At 63.5% G+C, this 16,105-nt stretch carries 18 protein-coding genes; 10 read left to right on the forward strand and 8 right to left on the reverse strand.

The genetic code is table 11. The features are described from left to right. Positions 1 to 95 precede the first annotated feature (95 nt). The 3 genes from KI241_RS18625 to KI241_RS18635 form a co-directional block, all read right to left on the reverse strand. A complete protein-coding gene (locus KI241_RS18625; RefSeq protein WP_042729235.1) occupies positions 96 to 710 on the reverse strand; it encodes a LysE family translocator in 615 nt (204 codons plus the stop codon). A 102-nt stretch (positions 711 to 812) separates the two neighbouring features. Then, positions 813 to 1,079 (reverse strand): hypothetical protein, encoded by a 267-nt coding sequence (locus KI241_RS18630; RefSeq protein ID WP_042729234.1) that lies wholly within the window; start codon positions 1,077 to 1,079, stop codon positions 813 to 815. Between the two features lie 116 nt (positions 1,080 to 1,195). Further along, a complete protein-coding gene (locus KI241_RS18635; protein WP_042729233.1) occupies positions 1,196 to 1,555 on the reverse strand; it encodes an antibiotic biosynthesis monooxygenase in 360 nt (119 codons plus the stop codon). 97 nt (positions 1,556 to 1,652) lie between these two features. Between KI241_RS18635 and soxR the strand changes: the two genes are divergently transcribed. The 10 genes from soxR to KI241_RS18685 all read left to right on the forward strand — a co-directional run bounded on the left by soxR (position 1,653) and on the right by KI241_RS18685 (position 9,061). Then, positions 1,653 to 2,105 carry a redox-sensitive transcriptional activator SoxR gene (gene soxR, locus KI241_RS18640; protein WP_053146290.1) on the forward strand — a complete coding sequence of 151 codons (453 nt, stop codon included), beginning with the start codon at positions 1,653 to 1,655 and terminating at the stop codon, positions 2,103 to 2,105. A gap of 102 nt (positions 2,106 to 2,207) precedes the next feature. Then, positions 2,208 to 2,666 (forward strand): VOC family protein, encoded by a 459-nt coding sequence (locus KI241_RS18645; protein WP_042729231.1) that lies wholly within the window; start codon positions 2,208 to 2,210, stop codon positions 2,664 to 2,666. Positions 2,667 to 2,896: 230 nt separating this feature from the next. Beyond that, a complete protein-coding gene (locus tag KI241_RS18650; protein WP_042729230.1) occupies positions 2,897 to 4,111 on the forward strand; it encodes a PepSY domain-containing protein in 1,215 nt (404 codons plus the stop codon). Beyond that, a complete protein-coding gene (locus KI241_RS18655) occupies positions 4,108 to 4,653 on the forward strand; it encodes a thiamine pyrophosphate-binding protein (RefSeq protein WP_123578303.1) in 546 nt (181 codons plus the stop codon). The genes KI241_RS18650 and KI241_RS18655 overlap by 4 nt, the downstream gene beginning before the upstream one ends. Beyond that, entirely contained in the window at positions 4,650 to 4,976 is a 327-nt protein-coding gene (locus KI241_RS18660; RefSeq protein ID WP_042729228.1) for a hypothetical protein, read from the forward strand. The genes KI241_RS18655 and KI241_RS18660 overlap by 4 nt, the downstream gene beginning before the upstream one ends. Next, positions 4,973 to 5,548: a DUF6162 family protein gene (locus KI241_RS18665; protein ID WP_123578304.1), complete on the forward strand. Its 576-nt coding sequence runs from the start codon at positions 4,973 to 4,975 to the stop codon at positions 5,546 to 5,548. The genes KI241_RS18660 and KI241_RS18665 overlap by 4 nt, the downstream gene beginning before the upstream one ends. Positions 5,549 to 5,583: 35 nt before the next feature. Next, positions 5,584 to 6,513 carry a zinc ABC transporter substrate-binding protein gene (locus KI241_RS18670; RefSeq protein WP_042729226.1) on the forward strand — a complete coding sequence of 310 codons (930 nt, stop codon included), beginning with the start codon at positions 5,584 to 5,586 and terminating at the stop codon, positions 6,511 to 6,513. Beyond that, positions 6,510 to 7,262 carry a metal ABC transporter ATP-binding protein gene (locus tag KI241_RS18675; protein WP_042729225.1) on the forward strand — a complete coding sequence of 251 codons (753 nt, stop codon included), beginning with the start codon at positions 6,510 to 6,512 and terminating at the stop codon, positions 7,260 to 7,262. Before KI241_RS18670 ends, KI241_RS18675 begins: the two co-directional genes overlap by 4 nt. Continuing rightward, entirely contained in the window at positions 7,262 to 8,161 is a 900-nt protein-coding gene (locus tag KI241_RS18680; protein ID WP_047736382.1) for a metal ABC transporter permease, read from the forward strand. The genes KI241_RS18675 and KI241_RS18680 overlap by 1 nt, the downstream gene beginning before the upstream one ends. Beyond that, positions 8,162 to 9,061, forward strand: coding sequence for a zinc ABC transporter substrate-binding protein (locus KI241_RS18685; RefSeq protein WP_123578305.1), 900 nt, complete (start codon positions 8,162 to 8,164; stop codon positions 9,059 to 9,061). A gap of 108 nt (positions 9,062 to 9,169) precedes the next feature. Here KI241_RS18685 and prpF read toward each other — a convergent pair whose 3' ends face one another. The 5 genes from prpF to KI241_RS18710 all read right to left on the reverse strand — a co-directional run bounded on the left by prpF (position 9,170) and on the right by KI241_RS18710 (position 15,965). Continuing rightward, positions 9,170 to 10,363, reverse strand: a complete 1,194-nt coding sequence (prpF, locus tag KI241_RS18690; RefSeq protein WP_123578306.1) for a 2-methylaconitate cis-trans isomerase PrpF — start codon at positions 10,361 to 10,363, stop codon at positions 9,170 to 9,172. A 27-nt stretch (positions 10,364 to 10,390) separates the two neighbouring features. After that, entirely contained in the window at positions 10,391 to 12,982 is a 2,592-nt protein-coding gene (acnD, locus tag KI241_RS18695) for a Fe/S-dependent 2-methylisocitrate dehydratase AcnD (RefSeq protein ID WP_047736383.1), read from the reverse strand. Positions 12,983 to 13,181: 199 nt separating this feature from the next. Next, entirely contained in the window at positions 13,182 to 14,309 is a 1,128-nt protein-coding gene (gene prpC / locus KI241_RS18700; protein WP_047736384.1) for a 2-methylcitrate synthase, read from the reverse strand. A 55-nt stretch (positions 14,310 to 14,364) separates the two neighbouring features. After that, on the reverse strand, positions 14,365 to 15,255 hold the full coding sequence (gene prpB, locus KI241_RS18705; protein ID WP_042729219.1) for a methylisocitrate lyase: 891 nt from the start codon (positions 15,253 to 15,255) through the stop codon (positions 14,365 to 14,367). Beyond that, positions 15,252 to 15,965: a GntR family transcriptional regulator gene (locus KI241_RS18710; protein ID WP_042729218.1), complete on the reverse strand. Its 714-nt coding sequence runs from the start codon at positions 15,963 to 15,965 to the stop codon at positions 15,252 to 15,254. The genes prpB and KI241_RS18710 overlap by 4 nt, the downstream gene beginning before the upstream one ends. Positions 15,966 to 16,105: the final 140 nt, after the last annotated feature.

Genomic DNA, 16,105 nt, shown 5'->3' on the forward strand with positions numbered 1-16,105 from the left:
GATCAAAGACCTTAAAGAAGTCGGACTTCGTTTAAAAGTGCGTAGGAACGCTCCTGAACAGCGAGCTTAGCAGGCATCGCGTCGAAGCTCAGCCCTCAACTGATGCTTTCGAGCAACAGCGGATACAACGAAGCGACCAGCAACAGCGCCATGCCCCAGTTGAACAGGCGCAGCCAGCGACGATCACGCAAGAGGTTGCGCAACAGGCTGCCGCAAACCACCCAGAGGCTCACGCTCGGCAGGTTGATCAGGGCAAACACCGCGGCGATCACCACCACATTGAAGAAATAGCCCTGCAAAGGGGTGTACGTGCTGATGGCACCGATGGCCATGATCCAGGCCTTCGGGTTGACCCACTGGAAGGCCGCCGCCCCCCAGTAGCTGATGGGCGTGTGCGCTCCCGGCTGGCTGTCCGATACCGGGCCGGAGTGGGCGATTTTCCACGCCAGGTACAACAGGTACGCCGCCCCGATGTAGCGCAATGCGGTATAGAGCAACGGGTATGCCTGGAACACCGCGCCCAGGCCAAGGCCTACCGCCAGCACCAGGGAAAAGAAGCCGCAGGTGATGCCTAGCATGTGAGGAATAGTGCGGTTGAAACCGAAATTGACACCCGAGGCCAACAGCATGGTGTTGTTGGGACCCGGCGTGATCGAGGTCACCAGGGCAAACAGGGCGAAGCCCAGCAAGAGGTCGAGCGAGAGGGTCATGTGAAGTCAGTCCATCGGGGCGGTCAGTCAAGCCATGACCCTACCCCACGTCCTGGCGCAAACCCATGGACAGTTGGGCAAAACTTCGAGCAGTACAGTCCCTCAGCTTGAGCGGCCAGGTGTCTGCACACCCAGTTCGGCGCTCATCTCGCCCTGGTCGTCGAAGCCGACATTCTTTTGCGCGGTGCCGAGCAACTCGGTTTTCTTCGCGTGGTATTCCTCGAACGAAAGGCCGCGGCGATTCAAGGCCTCAAGGGCCAGCTCGCGGGTTTCATCGGCACTGTAGGGACGCAGCTCCGGCGACGAGGTGGCGCAACCGCTCAATACGGTGGCAGTCAACAGCAGCAAAACGGCAAGGGTACGGTTCATGGCAAGTGTCCGGTGTTCTGGAGTTGGGCGATGAACAAAGGCTACTCGCGGGCCCTGCCGGGCAGAAATCAACCCTCTCGATAGTGGGTATCGCGTCCTCGAATCGACCGTTGCGCTTAATCGACCAACTGGCAATGCAAGGCGTTATCGAGGCTGCGCTCGATGTTGCACAGCACCTCGAATGAGCCGAACGTGACGGCCTTGGCCCGGTGCACCAACCGCCAGAAGTCCTGCTCGCCGGCTTCGACACTACGAAGCGCTGCTTCGCCCGCCTCACGGGTTTGCCACTGCAAATAGTTGAGTACTCGCCGACCGTCTTCGCTGGCCTGGATGCTGGCGCTCAGCAATCCCTGATGGTCACGGGCCAGGCGCTCGGTCTGCTCCGACAGCGCCGAGACCAAGGCCTGCTGCCATTGAGGTTCGATGTTGAACTCCATCAGCTGGGTGAAACTGCGATTGTTCCTTGGCATCTGCATGAAAGGTTCCCGATGTGTGTAAGGCGGATCTTGAGATCCGAAGGCCTGCAGGGTAAAACCTCTAGTTAAGTCAAGGTCAAGCGAGAAATTCAGGCCAATGAAACCGATCGATGTCCACAAGGAACTCACCGTCGGCCAAGTCGCCGCCCGCAGCGGCGTGGCGGTCACCGCCCTGCACTTCTATGAAGCCAAGGGCTTGATCAACAGCACGCGCAATTCGGGCAACCAACGGCGTTACCCGCGCGAAGTGTTGCGCCGCGTGGCGCTGATCAAGGTTGCCCAGAGCCTGGGCATTCCCTTGGCGGAAATTGGCGAGGCCTTGAAAAACCTCCCGGATAGCCGCGCGCCCACGGCGACTGACTGGCAACGCCTCTCGGCGCAATGGGGCCAGGCGCTGGATGAGCGCATCAACCAGTTGGTGGCACTGCGCGACCGGCTCAACGGCTGCATCGGCTGCGGCTGCCTGTCGATGGAGCATTGCCCCCTGCGCAACCAGGGCGATGTGCTGGGCAAGCGCGGGCCGGGCGCTCATCTGCTGGACGCGCCGTGAGACGTTCGTCGGCGCGCGACCAGGTGCCAGAACGCTGTCCTATAGTGGATGGGCGCCAGTCAGCGAAGGTGCTCTTCGCCCTACCCCACAAGGAGAAACGTCATGGGTGCCAAAACCATTCCTGAAGGTTTCCATTGCATCACGCCCTACCTGGGCATTCAAAAAGCGGCCGAAGCCATCGAGTTCTATAAAAAGGCCTTCAACGCCACCGAGGTCATGCGCCTGCCGATGCCCGATGGCAGCGTCGGACACGCCGAACTGCGGATCAACGACTTCCCGATCATGCTCGGTACGCCTTGCGACCAGGGCCCGCTGCGCAATCCGGACGCATCGCCCTCGGTGGGCCTGCACCTGTACGTCGAGGACGTGGACAGTGCATTTGCCCAGGCCATCGACGCGGGCGGTACGGTGATCTCGGAGGTGAAAGACCAGTTTTATGGGGATCGCACCGGCAGCCTGAAGGATCCCTATGGGCATGTGTGGTTCCTGGCAACGCACAAGGAGGACCTGACCCAGGAACAGATCGAGCAACGGGCCCGGGAGATGTTCCAATCAGGCTGACCTGAAGCCCTATCCCGCTGTGGGAGCAAACCTGCTCGCTCCCCACGGACAGGACTAAAACTGATTGCGAAACATTTTCTTTCATCTTTCCCTTCGGGATTTCAGTTTCTCGTTCGTCTTAATTAGATGCAGCGGGCCGCGTCGGCAAAAGCCACGGCCCGCCCGTCCAGGGTTCACCGTTTTGCGAAGCCCGTAATACAGAGCCTTTCATCGAATCAAGACGTTCAATCATGTCCAAGAAGTCCCGCTCCAAACTCTGGTTCCTGGTCCATAGCTGGCTGGCATTGCCCATCTGGTTTTTCGTCCTCATCGTGTGTGTCACCGGCACTCTTGCCGTGGTCAGCCAGGAGATCGTCTGGCTGGCCAACCCGGAGATGCGCGCCAGCAAGCCGACAGACGATGCACCGCTGCTCGGCTACGAGCAGGTGGTCGCGGCGATCAGGCAAGCCCAACCGCTTACCCAGGTGCAGAGCATCACCCGCCCGGATGAATCGCATTTCGCCCTGGAGGTCCGGGTCACCTACCCTGATGGCCGTCCCGACACGGTCTACGTCAACCCCTACAGCGGCGTCATCCAGGGCTCGGCGCCGACGTTCAACTTCCAGGCGTTCACCCGCGCCCTGCACGGCTGGTGGCTGGTCCCGTTCACCAACGGTTTCAGCTGGGGCTGGTACCTGGTGTCGTTCCTCGGCCTGCCGCTGCTGGCGTCCCTGGTCACCGGGCTGGTGGTCTACAAGCGCTTCTGGAAAGGCTTTTTTCGTCCAACCCTGCGCATTCGCCACGGCGCGCGGATTTTCTGGGGCGACTTCCACCGCCTCAGTGGCATCTGGTCGATCTGGTTCATCGCGGTCATTTCCATCACCGGTACCTGGTTCCTGATCCAGGCCTTGCTGTTCGACAACCAGATTTCCATTTCCAGCGAGCCCGTGCTGCCGGTGGTCGCCCGGGAAAGCGTGCCTCTGTCGGCCGACGGCACGGCACCGCCCCTGTTGAACCTGGACCGGGCCCTTGAAATTGCCCAGCAGCGAATCCCCGGCTTGGAAGCGAGCTTCATCAACCTGCCCGGCAATGCCTACAGCCATCTGGAAATCAGTGGACGCGGCTGGTACCCGCTGATGTTCCAGACCGCCACGCTCAACCCCTACGACGGTGACGTGGCGGCCTTGCGGCTGCTGTCGGACCGCACCACCCTGGAGTTCGTCACCGAATCCATGCGGCCGTTGCATACAGGGGATTTCGGCGGGCTGTGGATCAAGCTGATCTGGTTCTTCTTCGGCCTGATCCTGAGCATGATGGTGCTCAGTGGGTTGCTGATCTGGACCAAGCGCACGGCCCTCGCCACCGCCAACGCCTTCAAGCGCAGCCAGAAGCCCAGCCGAGGAGCACGGGCTGCACGGTCACTGCAGCCGTCCATGGGCAGTGAATCATCGGAGGGCAGCCTGTGAGCCAGTCCACTACCCACCCATCGACACCGTCACGCCTGAACCTGATCTGGCGTAAATGGCGCTTTCACCTCAACGTCCTGCTGTTGCTGATTCCCCTGGGATTCATGCCCAAGTATTTCTCCGAAGCGGCGTTGTTCCGTGGCGACGAGGGGCTGGGTCAACGGGACGTCGGTGAAATCCAGGTCGGGCCCTGGAGCCTGCGCCTGGCCGAGTTTCGCAATGAAGCGCCACGCCAGGAAGGCCCGGCCGGGCCCATGAAGCATTTCAACGCGGCCCTGTGCCAACGTTGCATCGGCCAGGTCAAGGCCACCTACCTGCGCATCGGCAAGCCTCGCAGCCTGCGGGCCGCCGGGGTGATTTTCTTCGGCTCGCCCTATCGCATGGGCGCCTTGCTGCCGGTGCCGTCCAAGACTCAGCCGAACGCCGAGCTGTGGATAACCCTCGAAGGTTGGGATGGCTCGATGCACCAGGCTTCCATTCCCCTGAGCCAGGCGTCACCGGCCACCGTCGCCTGGCTGAACACCCAAGGAACCCAACGATGACTTCCCGCGCCTGTTTCAAGCGCCTGGCGCTGCTGTTCTGCGCTGGCTTCAGCTCCAGTGTCCTGGCCCACAACCCGATGTGCGAATGCAAGGCCATCGACGCCGAGCAGATCCAGTGCACCGGTGGCTTTTCCGACGGCAGCGGCGCGCCAGGGGTGACCCTGGACGTCATTGGCTACGACGAAACCATCCTGGTTCCGGGCAAGCTGGGGGCGGATTCAACGCTGACCTTCAAGAAACCGAACGCTGAATTCTACGTGCTCTTCGACGCCGGCCCCGGCCACGTGGTGGAAATCGACCAAGCGGACATCGAGGCCCCATGAACCCGTCCACGACTCAAGTCGTCCGGCCTGCCGGCGCGGGCCATGAAACCCTCTACGTCGCGCTGTTGTGCCTGGTCATCGTGCTGGTGGCCGGGTCGGTCGTGACCTGGCACCGCAAGGCCGAAGACACGCACGTCCTGGCCTCGAACCAGCTCGACGCCCGCCGCGACCTCAGCGCCGCGGAACAAGGCCTCTATGCGGACCTGCGAGTGACCCTGGATGAAATTCGCCTGTTGCGCGAAGAACACCCCTCGCTGCCCACCCCGCAGGCATTGGCGGATGAAGGCTTTGCCCCGTTCGCCCAGGACGCCAGTTCCGTCAGCCGCGGCGGCCACGCCTGGCAGTTACTGGGGGATCGGGCCTACTTCGGTACGAGCGGCAATCCCGCCGTCGCCGGTTCGTTTCTGATGCGCATCGGCGAAGCTTCCGACGCTGCACCGGACATCTGGCTCAACCGTGGCAATCGCCCCACGGCGCCTACTGCACTGGACGATGCCGCGCTGTCCGCCGCCGGCTGGCAGCAGATCGTCGCGCAATTCGACGCCGGCGTGACCCGCCAGCATCGGCACTGACCCACGCCCCTGATTCGAGAGAAGACCCTTCGCCCATGCCTATCGCCCCTCAACGCCGCTCCTTGCTGCGCCTGCTGCTGATCAGCCTGCTGGCCTGCCTGTTCACCGCGCCGGCCAGCGCCGAAACAGCCAAGCGCCTGCGCATCGGCATTACCCTGCACCCTTATTACAGCTACGTGGCGAACATCGTCGGCGACAAGGCCGAGGTCGTCCCGCTGATCCCGGCCGGTTTCAACCCCCACGCCTACGAGCCTCGCTCCGAAGACATCAAACGCATCGGCGGCCTCGACGTGATCGTGCTCAACGGCGTGGGCCATGACGATTTCGCCGACCGCATGATCGCCGCCAGCGAAACCCCGGACGTGAAGGTGATCGAAGCCAACGAGAACGTGCCTCTGCTGGCGGCCACCGGTACCGCGGCCCGCGGCGCGGGCAAAGTGGTGAACCCGCACACGTTCCTGTCCATCAGCGCCTCCATTGCCCAGGTCAACAACATCGCTCGGGAACTGGGCAAGCTCGACCCGGACAACGCCAAGACCTACACCCAGAACGCCCGTGCCTACGGCAAGCGCCTGCGGCAGATGCGCGCCGCCGCCCTGGCGAAACTGACCCAGGCGCCCAACGCCGAGCTGCGGGTGGCCACGGTGCATGCCGCCTACGACTACCTGCTGCGTGAATTCGGCCTGGAAGTGACCGCGGTGGTCGAGCCCGCCCATGGCATCGAGCCGAGCCCCAGCCAACTGAAGAAGACCATCGATCAACTGCGCGAGCTGGACGTGAAGGTGATCTTCTCCGAGATGGATTTTCCGTCCACCTACGTCGACACCATCCAACGTGAGTCCGGCGTGAAGCTGTACCCGCTCTCGCACATTTCCTACGGCGACTACAGCGCCGAGAAGTACGAGAAGGAAATGACCGGCAACCTCGACACGGTGGTCCGGGCCATCCAGGAGTCCGGCGCATGACCGCCCAGCAAACCCTCACCCGGCCTCACACCGGGCCGTTGATTGAATTCGCCGGCATCCGCCTGGACCTCGGTCGCACCACCATCCTCGATGAGGTGGCGTTCCAGGTGGCGCCCGGCAGCATCCACGCCCTGGTGGGGCCCAACGGTGGCGGCAAGAGCTCACTGATCAAGACATTGCTCGGGCAGATGCCACACCAGGGCCGCTTGAGCCTGCAATGGCCGGGCGAACCCGGCGTGATTGGCTACGTGCCCCAGGCGCTGGAGTTCGACCGGGGCCTGCCCATGACCGTGGATGATTTCATGGCGGCGATGTGTCAGCGACGGCCCGCCTTTCTCGGCCTGAGCCGGCATTACGCCGGTGCCATCGGCGCGGCCCTGGAACGGGTCGGCATGCAGGACAAACGCAAGCGACGCATGGGCGCGCTGTCTGGCGGCGAACGCCAGCGAGTACTGCTCGCCCAGGGTTTGATCCCACCGCCGCAATTGCTGGTGCTGGATGAACCGATGTCGGCGCTGGACGAGGCCGGGATCCAGGTCTTCGAACGGTTGCTGCGGGACTGGCGCGAAGCCGGGATCACCGTGCTCTGGATCGAGCATGACCTGGAAGCCGTCGCGCGCCTGGCCGACCGGGTCACCGGCCTGAACCGCCGGGTGCTGTTCGACGGTCCACCGCACCAGACCCTCACCCCCGAACGCTTGCTGTCGCTGTTTTCCACCCATCCACGGACGAACGGGAGCGCCGCCTGATGAGCTATGAAGCCTTTCGCTTGATGGTCCAGGGCTGGGCCTCGTCCGGCTACCTGCCCGAGGCGCTGGCCTACGGGTTCGTGGTCAATGCGCTGCTGGCCGGGCTGTTGATCGGCCCGGTGCTGGGCGGCCTGGGCACACTGGTGGTGGTCAAGCGCTTCGCGTTTTTCTCCGAGGCGGTGGGCCACGCGGCGCTGACCGGCGTCGCCATTGGCATCCTGCTGGGCGAGCCCTACACCGGGCCGTACGGCAGCCTGTTCGGTTACTGCCTGTTGTTCGGCATCCTGCTCAACTACCTGCGCAACCGTACCGGCCTGGCACCGGACACCTTGATCGGCGTCTTCCTTTCCGTGTCCCTGGCCCTGGGCGCCAGCCTGCTGCTGATCCTGGCGGGCAAGATCAACGTGCACATCCTCGAAAACGTGCTGTTTGGCTCGGTGCTGACGGTCAACGGCAACGACCTGCTGGTGCTGGCGGTGGTCGGCTCGCTGGTGATGGCCCTGGCGTTGCCGCTGTACAACCGCATCATGCTGGCCAGTTTCAACCCGCAACTGGCGGCGGTGCGAGGCGTGGCGGTCAAGACCCTGGATTATCTGTTCGTGGTCCTGGTGACGTTGATCACGGTGGCGGCGGTGAAGGTCATCGGCGCGATCCTGGTCGGCGCCTTGCTGGTGATCCCGGCTGCGGCGGCGCGCTTGCTCAGCCAGTCATTGAAAGGCTTTTTCGGCTGCTCGGTGCTGATCGCCACCGTCAGTACCTTGTGCGGAATCCTCGCACCGATCGTTTTCGACCTGCCGATCCCCTCCGGTGCCGCGATCATCCTGGTGGCCGGCATCGCCTTCGCCTTGAGCGCCATCGCCCGCGGTGTCGTCCCCAGCCTCAAAGGGAACCTTGGATAAATGATGATGCTTCGACGCTTGAGCCTGGCCGTGGCGCTAGGCGGCCTGATCACCCTCCCCGCATTCGCCGCCGAAAGCAGCCGGCCCGTGCACCTGCTGGCCTCGCTGCCTGTCACCTACGGGTTGAGCGAGACCTTGCTCAAGGGCACTGACGTCAAGCTGGACCGAGCGGCCCCGGCCAACTTGCCCGGCACCCGGCAGAGCGCCTATTTCAGTGGCCGGGGCGCTCCAGCACTGAACACACTGGCCCGTGACGCCGACGCGGTGATCGGCCTGCGCTCACTGTGGCCAGACGATCCGCTGTACCCCATGGCCCGGCGCAGCAACATCCGCATTGTCGAAGTCGATGCCGCCCGCCCGGTGGACGGTGCCTTGCCGGGGATCGCCGTGCAACCGGGCACGGCCGATGGCCTGGCGAGCCAGCCGTGGATGGCCAGTCATAACCTCGGGCGGATGGCCGATGTGATCGCCGCCGACCTGGTACGCCTGGCGCCCTCGGCCAAGACCAACATCGACAGCAACCTGGCGACCCTCAAGCAACGTCTACTCAAGCTCAGCGCCGACAGCGAAAAACGCCTCGCCAGTGCCGACAACCTGAGCGTGGTCAGCCTGAGCGAGCATTTCGGCTACCTGATCAGTGGGCTGAACCTGGACACAATCGACACCGACGCCCGCCCCGACGCCGAATGGACACCCGAGGCCCTCGCTCAACTGACCGCCCAATTGAAAGACAACGAAGTGGCGCTGGTGCTGCACCATCGCCAACCGTCGGAGGCCGTGAAAGCGGCCATCCGCGAAGGCGGTAGCCAATTGCTGGTGCTGAGCACCGACGCCGCCGACCCGGTGGCGGAGCTGGAGGGCAATATTGGACAGGTCATCGCGGCACTGGCAGCAGACTGACAGCGCCCCTGTGGGAGCGGGCTTGCTCGCGAAAAAACCAGCGCCTCCAACCTTTGTGCTGGCTGATACACCGCTTCGCGGGCAAGCCCGATCCCACAGGCTTTCAACTTAGTTCAGGGCATCCCCCGGCACACGCACGAACCCTTCCATCAATACCCGCGCGCTGCGGCTCATGATGGCCTTGGTCACGGTCCATTCGCCGTTGACCTGGCTGGCTTCGGCGCCGACGCGTAAGGTGCCGGAGGGGTGGCCGAAACGTACGGCGCTGCGTTCGGTGCCGCCGGCGGCGAGGTTGACCAGGGTGCCGGAAATGGCGGCCGCGGTGCCGATGGCCACGGCCGCGGTGCCCATCATGGCATGGTGCAGCTTGCCCATGGACAACGCCCGGACCAGCAAATCAACGTCGCCGGCAGCCACCGTCTTGCCACTCGACGAGACGTAGTCCGCCGGCGGTGCGACGAAAGCCACCTTCGGCGTGTGCTGGCGCTGGGCAGCTTCGTCCAGGTGCTTGATCAAGCCCATGCGCAAGGCGCCGTGGGCCCGAATGGTTTCGAACATCGCCAGTGCCTTGGCGTCGCCATTGATCGCGCCTTGCAATTCCGTGCCGGTATAACCGACGTCTCGGGCATTGATGAAAATCGTCGGGATCCCGGCGTTGATCAAGGTCGCCTTGAACGTACCGACACCCGGCACCTCAAGGTCGTCCACCAGGTTGCCGGTGGGGAACATCGAACCGCCACCGCCCTCCTCGTCAGCCGCCGGGTCCAGGAACTCCAACTGCACTTCAGCCGCCGGAAAGGTCACGCCATCGAGTTCGAAGTCGCCGGTTTCCTGCACCGCGCCGTCGGTGATCGGCACATGGGCGATGATGGTCTTGCCGATATTGGCCTGCCAGATCCGCACCACGGCCACGCCGTTGTACGGAATGCGCGCCGCCTCCACCAGGCCGCTGCTGATGGCGAACGAGCCCACCGCCGCCGACAGATTGCCGCAGTTGCCGCTCCAATCCACGAACGGCTTGTCGATGGAGACCTGGCCGAACAGGTAATCGACATCGTGATCGGCGCGTGAGCTCTTGGACAGGATCACCGTCTTGCTGGTGCTGGACGTCGCACCGCCCATGCCATCGATCTGTTTCTCGTACGGGTCGGGGCTGCCGATGACTCGCAACAACAGGGCATCGCGCGCCGGCCCCGGGACGCGGGCGGCCTCGGGCAGGTCTTGCAGGCTGAAGAACACGCCTTTGCTGGTGCCGCCACGCATGTAGGTGGCGGGGATTCTGACTTGTGGTGCGTGAGCCATGGACGCTCCTACTCCCTATCGTGAGATTTAAACGGCGACCGCCGATTCAAGAAAGTCCTGGGCGAAGCGTTGCAACACGCCCCCGGCTTCATAAATCGACACCTCTTCGGCGGTGTCGAGACGGCAGGTCACCGGCACCTCGACGCGCTCGCCGTTCTTGCGCGTGATCACCAGCGTCAGCGTCGCCCGCGGCGTACGCTCGCCGATCACGTCATAGACCTCGCTGCCGTCGATACCCAGGGTCTTGCGGTCGGTGCCGGGCTTGAATTCCAATGGCAACACGCCCATGCCCACCAGGTTGGTGCGATGGATGCGCTCGAAGCCCTCGGCCACAATCGCCTCGACACCGGCCAGGCGCACGCCCTTGGCCGCCCAATCCCGGGAGGAACCCTGGCCGTAGTCGGCACCGGCGACGATGATCAGCGGCTGCTTGCGCTGCATGTAGGTTTCGATGGCTTCCCACATGCGCATGACCTGGCCTTCCGGCTCGACCCGGGCCAGGGAGCCCTGCTTGACCTTGCCGTTTTCCTGGACCATTTCGTTGAACAGTTTCGGGTTGGCGAAGGTGGCGCGCTGCGCGGTCAGGTGGTCGCCCCGGTGGGTCGCGTAGGAGTTGAAGTCCTCTTCCGGCAGGCCCATTTTGGCCAGGTATTCACCGGCGGCGCTGTCGAGCATGATCGCGTTGGACGGCGACAGGTGATCGGTGGTGATGTTGTCCGGCAGCACCGCCAGCGGGCGCATGCCCTTGAGCGGCCGCGCACCGGCCAGCGCGCCTTCCCAATAAGGTGGACGACGAATGTAGGTGCTTTGCGGACGCCAGTCGTACAGCGGCGTGACTTTCGGCCCGGTGTCTTCCTGGATAGCGAACATCGGGATGTAGACCTGGCGAAACTGTTCCGGCTTGACCGAGGCCTTGACCACCGCTTCGATTTCTTCGTCGCTCGGCCAGATGTCCTTGAGGCGGATTTCCCGACCGTCCACCACGCCCAGCACGTCCTTCTCGATGTCGAAACGGATGGTCCCGGCGATGGCATAGGCCACCACCAGCGGCGGCGACGCGAGGAACGCCTGCTTGGCGTACGGATGAATGCGGCCGTCGAAGTTGCGGTTGCCCGACAACACGGCGGTGGCGTACAGGTCGCGGTCGATGATTTCCTGCTGGATCACCGGGTCCAATGCACCCGACATGCCGTTGCAGGTGGTGCAGGCAAAGGCCACGACACCAAAGCCCAGTTGCTCCAGTTCTTTGGTCAGGCCTGCCTCATCCAGGTACAACGCCACGGTTTTCGAACCGGGCGCCAGGGAGGACTTGACCCACGGCTTGCGCACCAGGCCCAGGCGGTTGGCGTTGCGCGCCAAGAGGCCGGCGGCGATCACGTTGCGCGGGTTGCTGGTGTTGGTGCAACTGGTGATGGCGGCGATGATCACCGCGCCGTCGGGCATCTGCCCCGGCACTTCGGTCCATTGCCCGGCAATGCCATTGGCCGCCAGGTCCGTGGTAGCCACGCGGGCGTGGGGGTTGCTCGGCCCTGCCATGTTGCGCACCACCGACGACAGGTCGAAACTCAGGCCGCGCTCGTACTGCGCACCCTTGAGGTGATCGGCCCACAAGCCAACTTGTCTGGCGTATGTCTCGACCAGTTGCACCTGCTGGTCTTCACGACCGGTGAGCTTCAGGTAATCGATGGTCTGCTGGTCGATGTAGAACATCGCCGCCGTGGCGCCGTATTCCGGGGCCATGTTGGAGATGGTCGCGCGGTCGCCCAGGGTCAGGGCCTGGGCACCTTCACCGAAAAACTCCAGCCAGGCGCCGACGACCTTTTGCTTGCGCAGGAACTCGGTCAGTGCCAGCACCATGTCGGTGGCGGTGATGCCCGGTTGCAACTTGCCGGTCAGTTCGACGCCGATGATTTCCGGCAGGCGCATCCACGAGGCACGGCCGAGCATGACGCTTTCCGCTTCCAGGCCGCCAACACCGATGGCGATCACCCCCAGGGCATCGACGTGAGGCGTGTGGCTGTCGGTGCCCACGCAGGTGTCGGGGAATGCCACGCCGTCACGCTGCTGGATCACCGGGGACATTTTTTCCAGGTTGATCTGGTGCATGATCCCGTTGCCGGGCGGGATCACGTCGACGTTCTTGAAGGCCTTTTTGGTCCAGTTGATGAAGTGGAACCGGTCCTCGTTGCGCCGGTCTTCGATGGCGCGGTTCTTGGCGAACGCCTGGGGATCATAGCCGCCGCTTTCCACGGCCAGGGAATGGTCGACGATCAGTTGCGTCGGCACCACCGGATTGACCTGCGCCGGGTCCCCGCCCTGCTGGGCGATGGCATCACGCAGACCGGCCAGGTCCACCAAGGCGGTCTGGCCGAGGATGTCATGGCACACCACGCGGGCCGGGAACCAGGGGAAGTCCAGGTCACGCTTGCGCTCGATCAGTTGCAGCAGCGATTCGCCCAGCGTCGCCGGGTCGCAGCGGCGCACGAGGTTCTCGGCCAGCACGCGGGAGGTGTACGGCAGGCCGTCATAGGCGCCGGGACGGATGGCCTCGACGGCCCCACGAACGTCGAAATAATCCAGCGAAGTGCCGGGCAGCGGTTTGCGAAATTCTGTGTTCATCATCAGGACTCGGGTCACGGTGGTTTCAGAGGGGCCGGCGCAGCTATTGAAGTGAACCCGGTCAACTGTGGGAGCGGGCTTGCTCGCGAATGCGGTGTGTCAGTCGACATCAATCTTGAATGTCAGTCCGTCTTCGCGAGCAAGCCCGCTCCCACAAGAGGAGGCGGTTCCTTCAGTTACAGCGCCAGCGCCCTCCAGCTCAGCGTTGTTCGATTGGCACGAACTTGCGCTGTTCGACGCCGGTGTATTCGGCGCTCGGGCGGATGATGCGGTTGTTGGCGCGTTGTTCGAACACGTGGGCGGCCCAGCCGGTCAAACGCGAGCACACGAAGATCGGTGTGAACAGCTTGGTCGGGATGCCCATGAAGTGGTAAGCCGAGGCGTGGTAGAAATCGGCGTTGGGGAACAGTTTCTTCTGCTCCCACATGGTCTTGTCGATGGCTTCGGAGACCGGGAACAGCACCGTATCGCCCACTTCGTCGGCAAGCTTTTTCGACCAGCCCTTGATCACCTCGTTACGCGGGTCGTTGTCCTTATAGATCGCGTGGCCGAAGCCCATGATCTTGTCCTTGCGCTCAAGCATCGCCAGCGTGCCCTTGATCGCCGCTTCCGGCGAGTCGAAGCGCTCGATCATTTCCATCGCCGCCTCGTTGGCCCCGCCATGCAGCGGGCCGCGCAGCGAGCCGATGGCCGCGGTGATGCAGGAGAACAGGTCCGAAAGGGTCGAGGCGCAGACCCGGGCGGTGAAGGTCGAGGCGTTGAACTCATGCTCGGCGTAGAGGATCAGCGACACGTTCATCACCTTGACGTGCAGCTCGCTCGGCTTCTTGCCGTGCAACAAGTGCAGGAAGTGGCCACCGATGGAGGCTTCGTCGGTGACGCACTCAATGCGCTGGCCCTGGTGGCTGAAGCGATACCAGTAGCACATGATCGCGGGGAATGCGCCCAACAGGCGGTCGGTCTTGTCCTGCTGCTCGGTGAAATCGCGCTCGGGTTCCAGGTTGCCCAGGAACGAGCAGCCGGTGCGCATCACGTCCATTGGATGGGCGTCGGCGGGGATGCGCTCGAGCACTTCCTTCAGGGCCTGGGGCAGGTCCCGCAGCTGACGCAGCTTGCGGGTGTAGGCGTCCAGTTGCGCCTGGGTCGGCAGCTCGCCGTACAGCAGCAGGTACGCCACTTCTTCAAATTGCGCCTCTGCCGCCAGGTCGCGAACATCGTAGCCACGGTAGGTCAGGCCGGCACCGGACTGGCCCACGGTGGACAAAGCGGTTTGCCCGGCCACCTGGCCACGGAGCCCGGCGCCACTGAGTACTTTTGCTTCGGCCATTTGCTGTCTCCAATTGTTGAATTTGTAGGGAATCGGCAAGTTTCGGGAGCGGGCCTTATTTCTTCGCCGCGAACAACGCATCGAGCTTCTGCTCGAAGGTGTGGTAGTCGATACGATCGTAAAGCTCCATGCGGGTCTGCATGGTGTCGATGACATTCTGCTGCGTGCCGTCGCGACGAATCGCGATGTAGACGTTCTCGGCCGCCTTGTTCATGGCACGGAAGGCCGACAGCGGGTACAGCACCAGGGACACGTCGGCACCGGCCAACTGCTCGGTGGTGTACAGCGGGGTCGCGCCGAACTCGGTGATGTTGGCCAGGATCGGCGCCTTCACCCGGCTGGCGAACAGCTTGTACATCTCAAGCTCGGTGATCGCTTCGGGGAAAATCATGTCGGCACCGGCCTCGATGCACGCGGCGGCACGGTCGAGGGCCGACTCCAGCCCTTCCACGGCCAGGGCATCGGTACGGGCCATGATCACGAAACTGTCGTCGGTGCGAGCGTCCACCGCCGCCTTGATGCGGTCGACCATTTCCTGTTGCGAGACGATTTCCTTGTTCGGCCGATGACCGCAGCGCTTGGCGCCGACCTGGTCCTCGATATGCACCGCCGCCGCGCCGAACTTGATCATCGACTTGACCGTGCGCGCCACGTTGAACGCCGAGGAACCAAAACCGGTGTCCACGTCCACCAGCAGCGGCAAGTCGCACACGTCGGTGATGCGACGCACATCCGTCAGCACGTCGTCCAGGCCGGTAATGCCCAGGTCCGGCACACCGAGGGAGCCGGCCGCCACGCCGCCGCCCGAGAGATAGATCGCCTTGAAGCCGGCGCGCTTGGCCAACAACGCGTGGTTGGCGTTGATCGTGCCCACCACCTGCAGCGGATGCTCCTGGGCGACCGCGTCGCGGAATCGCTGGCCTGGCGTGCTCTTGCTGGAACTCATGACTCACCTCGTTCAGTGGCGGCGCTGTCCTGGAAATGACGCGCGATGTTGCGTTTGGAGGCGCCGATGTGCCGGCGCATCAGTAATTCAGCCAATTCGCCGTCACGGTCGGCGATGGCATCGAGAATCCGGTGGTGCTCGGCAAAGGCCTGGCGCGGACGGTTGGGCGTGGTGGAGAACTGGATGCGGTACATGCGCACCAGTTGATACAACTCGCCGCAGAGCATTTGCGTCAGGGTGCGGTTGCCGCTGCCCTGGATAATCCGGTAGTGGAAGTCGAAATCGCCTTCCTGCTGGTAGTAGCCGACACCGGCCTGGAACGCCGCATCGCGCTCGTGGGTTTCCAGGACCCGGCGCAGTTCGTCGATTTCTTCCAGGGTCATGCGCTCGGCTGCCAAGCGGCAGGCCATGCCTTCGAGGGATTCGCGGATTTCATAGAGCTCCAACAGCTCGGCATGGCTCAGGGACACCACCCGCGCGCCGACATGGGGCACTCGCACCAGCAGGCGCTGGCCCTCCAGGCGATGGATGGCCTCGCGCAACGGCCCGCGGCTGATGCCGTAGGTGCGGGCCAGCTCCGGCTCGGAGATCTTGCTGCCGGGGGCGATGTCGCCCTGGACAATGGCCGCCTGGATACGCCGGAACACGTTCTCGGAGAGGGTTTCCGAGTCGTCCTGGGCCATCACCGGGGTTTCGAGCTGACCGAGCATATTGTCGACACCTTTAAAAGCAATGTGCCAAAAACTAACCAATAAAGAACTATTCGTCAAAGTAAAAATCCATATTGTCGACAATCGTCTAATAACGACCTTCTCCATAACCGCTCGCATGGTTCAATCGTAGCCTCCGG

This window comes from Pseudomonas sp. Cab53, assembly GCF_018325965.1.
In the GTDB taxonomy this organism is placed as follows: domain Bacteria; phylum Pseudomonadota; class Gammaproteobacteria; order Pseudomonadales; family Pseudomonadaceae; genus Aquipseudomonas; species Aquipseudomonas chlororaphis_E.